The sequence below is a fragment of the Dietzia sp. DQ12-76 genome (assembly GCF_014145045.1).
Lineage (GTDB): Bacteria > Actinomycetota > Actinomycetes > Mycobacteriales > Mycobacteriaceae > Dietzia.
Genome location: NZ_JAALDV010000468.1, coordinates 2816 through 7634 on the forward strand (window position 1 = coordinate 2816; position 4819 = coordinate 7634).

Genomic DNA, 4819 nt, shown 5'->3' on the forward strand with positions numbered 1-4819 from the left:
TGACGGGTTGGTCACCCTGATCGCGCATGGACGGGGTGGTGACTGGGCTTCGGGGCGGGTCGTCGGGGAAACTGGAGAGATGTCAGTCGAGTCACCACGGCCCGCGTCCACCCCTGAACCCGGAGGCACGCCCCCCGGCCCCGCAGCGGAGTCGGTCCACCACGACCCTGTCGCCGACGCGGATCTGGACCCGCGGTCGCCCCTGCCCGCCCGGCCCGGACCGCTCGGGGTGGTCGGTAACGGAATCCGGGGCGGGTTGATCGGCATGGCCGAGCTCGTCCCCGGCGTCTCGGGCGGCACCGTCGCCCTGGTGACCGGCGTGTACCCGCGGTTGTTGGACTCCGGCGCGCACGTGGTGGACGGGATGAGGTCGGCGGTCCTCGGTCCGGACCGTCGGGAGCGGACGGCGGCGGCCTTCCGCCACGTGGACTGGTGGCTGTTACTGCCGCTCGCCGTCGGCATGCTCGCGATGGTCTTCACCCTGGCCGGAGTCCTCAAGGGCTTCGTCGAGGGCAGCCCGGAGCTCGCCCGCGGCCTGTTCCTCGGCATGGTCGCGGCGAGTATCGCGGTGCCCCTGGGGATGGCGCGGGCCACCCCGGGTGGACGGAGCTGGGCGCTGGGACTGATCTTCGCGGGCGGTGCGGCACTGGCGTTCGTGCTGTCCGGGCTGCCGAGCGGGGCGATCAGCGACCCCTCCTACCTGCTGGTGTTCGTGGCCGCGGCGGTGGCGATCTGCGCGCTGGTCCTGCCCGGGGTCTCGGGTTCGTACCTACTGCTGGCGATGGGCCTGTACGCCCCGACACTCGGCGCGGTGGACGACCGGAACGTCGCCTACCTCGGGGTGTTCGCGCTCGGCGCGCTGGTCGGCATCTCTCTGTTCGTCAAGATCCTCGACCGGCTGCTGGAGGACTTCCGCAAGCCCACACTCATCGCCATGGCCGGCTTGATGCTCGGGTCCCTGCGAGCCCTGTGGCCGTGGCAGACCGAGGAGGCCGACGTCCTGGCTCCGGGCTCCGACTGGCCGGTGGTCCTGGCCGCGGTGGCCGCCGGCGTCGTGGTGGTGGTGATCGTCCTGGTCGTCGAGCGGGTGGTCGCCGACAAGGCCGCGACCACTGACCCGGACCCGCGGGTCACGGCCCTCGAGGATCGTGAATAGGAAGCTCCCCGACAGGCCGGCTCGAGCTGTCCGCGGGACAGCCCTTGCTTAATGAGACATGGTGTCTATGATGGACGCCATGTCTCATAGTGATGTGACGGATGCCACGTTCCTGCAGCGCTACCGGACCGTGCAGCGACTGTCCTACGACTGCGTCGAGAGCGTTGCCGCGACCCTCGACGAGGGGGTCACCGAACGAGAGGTGGCCGCGCGGCTGCACGAGTGGCTCACCGACCGGGGAGTACGCGAGTGGTTCCACACCCCGTTCGCGTGGTTCGGCGACCGGACCGCCTTCCGCGGCTTCGCAACGCCCGTTCACTTCTTCCCGACCCGTCGCCGACTGGGCGAGGGGATGCCCTACATCCTGGACGTCGCACCGGTCCTGGACCGCGCCGTGGGGGATATCGGCTACGCCCGCGTCCTCGGCGAGAACGCGATCCACGACGAGTTGATGACCGATCTGGCCGCCCACCGGGACCTCATCCCGCGACTCATCACCGAGGGCGCGACACTGCGTGAGGTCTACCTCGAGGTCGACGAGCTCATCCGTCGGCAGGGATATGACAACCGGCACCGCGTCTACCCCGGTCGAGTCATCGCCCATCAGGTCGGCGACATCGAGTCCCGCATCCCCCGCTTCATCGCGTTCGGTTTCGGCAGTCGCGCCGTGCGGACGCTCGTCGGCGACCTCATGGTCGAGCGTGCGCACAACCGGTCACCGCTGTGGGCGTCCGGGAAGATCTCCGACCACCGCCCGGAACCCGGGCTGTGGGCGGTCGAACCGCACATCGGCTTCCGCGACGTCGGGGTCAAGTTCGAGGAGGCGTTGCTGGTACGGCCGGACGGGTCGGCCGTGTGGCTCGACGACGAGACCCCCCACGTGTGCCGGTGGAGGCGGCAGGGTCTGGCCTGCGGGTCGGGGGAGGCTCCGGGGACGCCCGAGACCACGACGACCTCGGAGGCCGCGGCGTGAGCGGCGCCGATAGGCAGGTCGCAGACACACAGCTGACCACCGTGTCGACCACCGACGGCCTCTCTCTCGCGGTCTCGGTCACCGGCCCGGCCGACGCCCCGACCCTCGTCTGCATCCACGGCTATCCCGACAACCGCAGCGTCTGGGACGGCCTCGCCCACGAACTCGCCGACCGCTACCGGGTCGTCAGTTACGACGTCCGCGGTGCCGGGGACTCCGAGGCGCCCTCCTCGCGGGCCGGCTACTCCACCGACCAGCTCGCCGCCGATCTGGACTCCGTCATCGACGCAGTGTCTCCGGACAGGCCGGTGCACCTGCTCGGGCACGACTGGGGATCGATCCAGACGTGGCACGCCGTCACCGGGGACGGCGCGGCCTCGCGTGCGGCGAGCTTCACGTCGATCTCGGGTCCGTGCCTCGACCTGGTCGCCCTGTGGATCACCGGCGAGGGGCGCGAGCGCACCGCCCCGATGCTCACCCAGTCCCTGTCCTCCACCTACATCGGATGGTTCCACCTCCCGTGGTTGCCCGAGGCCCTGTGGCGCAGCAGGGTGGGGGCCGGGCTCGGGCGCCGGATCGTCGCGATCGGACGCGGAGCCGCCGAGGTGTCCCCGGACGATGTCGCGCGCCCGGAGCGCGATCTGGTCAACGGGCTCGAGATGTACCGCGCCAACATGCGCCGCCACCTCTTACGCCCCCGGCGGCGTCACACCTCGGTCCCGGTGCAGGTCCTGACCCCGACCCGGGACGTGTTCGTCACGCCCGCCCTGCAGGAATGCGCGCGGCTCGGTGCGGAGGACGTCCACGTGCGTCCCGTCGTCGGCGGGCACTGGGTGGTGAGCGACCGGCCCGCGGTGGTCGCCGCACTGGTCGACGAGCACATACGGTCCGTCAGCGGATCCGGGGGGACGGAGAACGCGCGGGCCGTCGACGGGCGGCTCGCAGAGCTCGTCGTCATCACGGGCGCGGGCAGCGGCATCGGCCGCGCCACGGCCGTCGAGTACGGATCGCGCGGGGCCACCGTGGTCATCGCCGACCGCGACCTCGACGGCGCGGAGCGCACGGCCCGCCAGGTCGGACTCGTCGGAGGCACGGGTGTGCCGTACCTGCTCGACGTGACCGACTCCGACGCGTGGCAGGAGTTCGCCGACCATCTGAAGGAGCGCCACGGCGTCCCGGACGTCGTGATCAACAACGCGGGAATCGGGATGGGTGGTGGTTTCCTCGAGACCACCCTCCGGGACTGGCAGGCGGTCATCGACGTCAACCTGTGGGGTGTCATCCACGGCTGCCGGGTCTTCGGCGAGATGATGCGCGACCACGGGACCGGCGGCCAGCTCGTCAACGTGTCCTCGGCGGCGGCGTTCCTCCCCTCGCGCATCCTGCCCGCCTACGGCACCACCAAGGCCGCCGTGCTGGCCCTGAGCGAGTCCCTTCGTGCCGACCTGGCGCGCCACGGGATCGGCGTCACCGTGGTGTGTCCCGGCTTCGTCAACACCGGCATCAGCCGCTCCACCCGATACGTCGGCATGGACGAGGACTCCCAGGAGAGGACCCGGCGCGCCGCGTCCGGGCAGTACGCCCGGCGCAACTACAGCCCGGAGAAGGTCGCCCGTGCGATCGTGCGCGCCGCCGACGATAACCGCGCCGTCGTCGCGGTGACCGCCGAGTCCCGGATCGGGATGCGGCTTCACGGACTGGCGCCCGGGTTGCTGCGCGTTCTCGCGCGCGCCGACCTCACCCCGGGCTGAACCCCACCCTCCCCACCGCACGAAACCGGAAAGGAACCCCATGGCCACCACCACCGGAACGCAGGGCGGGCGCCCGCAGCACGACGAGGAGCAGCTCGTTCTGGTCGCCCGAGAGGTCGAGTTCGACTGGTCGGATCTGCCGTGGCACTGGATCCCCGGTGACCCGGTCATCACGCACACGTTCAACGTCATGCACCTGTTGCTGCCCGCCGGTGAGGACTGGTTCGTACGGGTTCTACAGGAGGCCTTGCCCATGATCAGGGACGACCGGGTCCGGGAGGACGTCCTGGGGTTCATCGGCCAGGAGGCCATGCACTCGCAGGCCCACGGCGGCGTGCTCGGCCACTTCGCGGCCGCCGGTGTCGACGTCGCCGCCTACACGCGGCAGGTCGACTGGGCGTTCCGGACCCTGCTCGGAGGCCGTGACCTCCGCGGGCGGCGCGCCGAGAACTGGTTGGTCGAGCGGATCGCGCTCATCGCCGCGATCGAGCATTACACGGCCGTCCTCGGTGACTGGGTCCTCGACTCCCCGGCGCTCGACCGGGCGGGGGCCGACCCCACGATGCTCGACCTGCTCCGGTGGCACGGCGCCGAGGAGGTGGAGCACCGCGCGGTGTGCTTTGATCTGCTCACCCACCTGGACAGCTCATACATCCGTAGAGTACGCGCCTATCTCCTCGTCACCCCCGCCTTGTTCTGGCTGTGGGTCCGGGGCGTCCGGTTCCTCATGGCCGTCGACCCCGAGGTCGACCGCAGGGCCCGGTGGCGGGACTGGGCGGCGGCGGCCCGACGCGGCCTGCTGCCCCACCCCGCCCTGCTGCTCCGCGAGATCGTGCCCTACCTGCGTCGGGGATACCATCCGAACCAACAGGGATCGGTGGAACCCGCGATCCGCTACCTTGCCACCTCGCCGGCCGCGCGGGCAGGGCACTGACGTGG

At 71.1% G+C, this 4819-nt stretch carries 4 protein-coding genes; all 4 read left to right on the forward strand.

Annotation, left to right across the window (positions count from 1 at the left end):
• Positions 1-79: 79 nt before the first annotated feature.
• Complete coding sequence (locus G6019_RS14845; protein WP_194305786.1) at positions 80-1156, forward strand: DUF368 domain-containing protein; 1077 nt, start codon at positions 80-82, stop codon at positions 1154-1156.
• Positions 1157-1235: 79 nt separating this feature from the next.
• Positions 1236-2129 carry a M24 family metallopeptidase gene (locus G6019_RS14850; protein ID WP_182612387.1) on the forward strand — a complete coding sequence of 298 codons (894 nt, stop codon included), beginning with the start codon at positions 1236-1238 and terminating at the stop codon, positions 2127-2129.
• Positions 2126-3880, forward strand: coding sequence for an SDR family oxidoreductase (locus G6019_RS14855; RefSeq protein ID WP_309230281.1), 1755 nt, complete (start codon positions 2126-2128; stop codon positions 3878-3880). The genes G6019_RS14850 and G6019_RS14855 overlap by 4 nt, the downstream gene beginning before the upstream one ends.
• Before the next feature lie 40 nt (positions 3881-3920).
• Positions 3921-4814, forward strand: coding sequence for a metal-dependent hydrolase (locus G6019_RS14860; protein WP_107757464.1), 894 nt, complete (start codon positions 3921-3923; stop codon positions 4812-4814).
• The last annotated feature ends 5 nt before the right edge of the window (positions 4815-4819 follow it).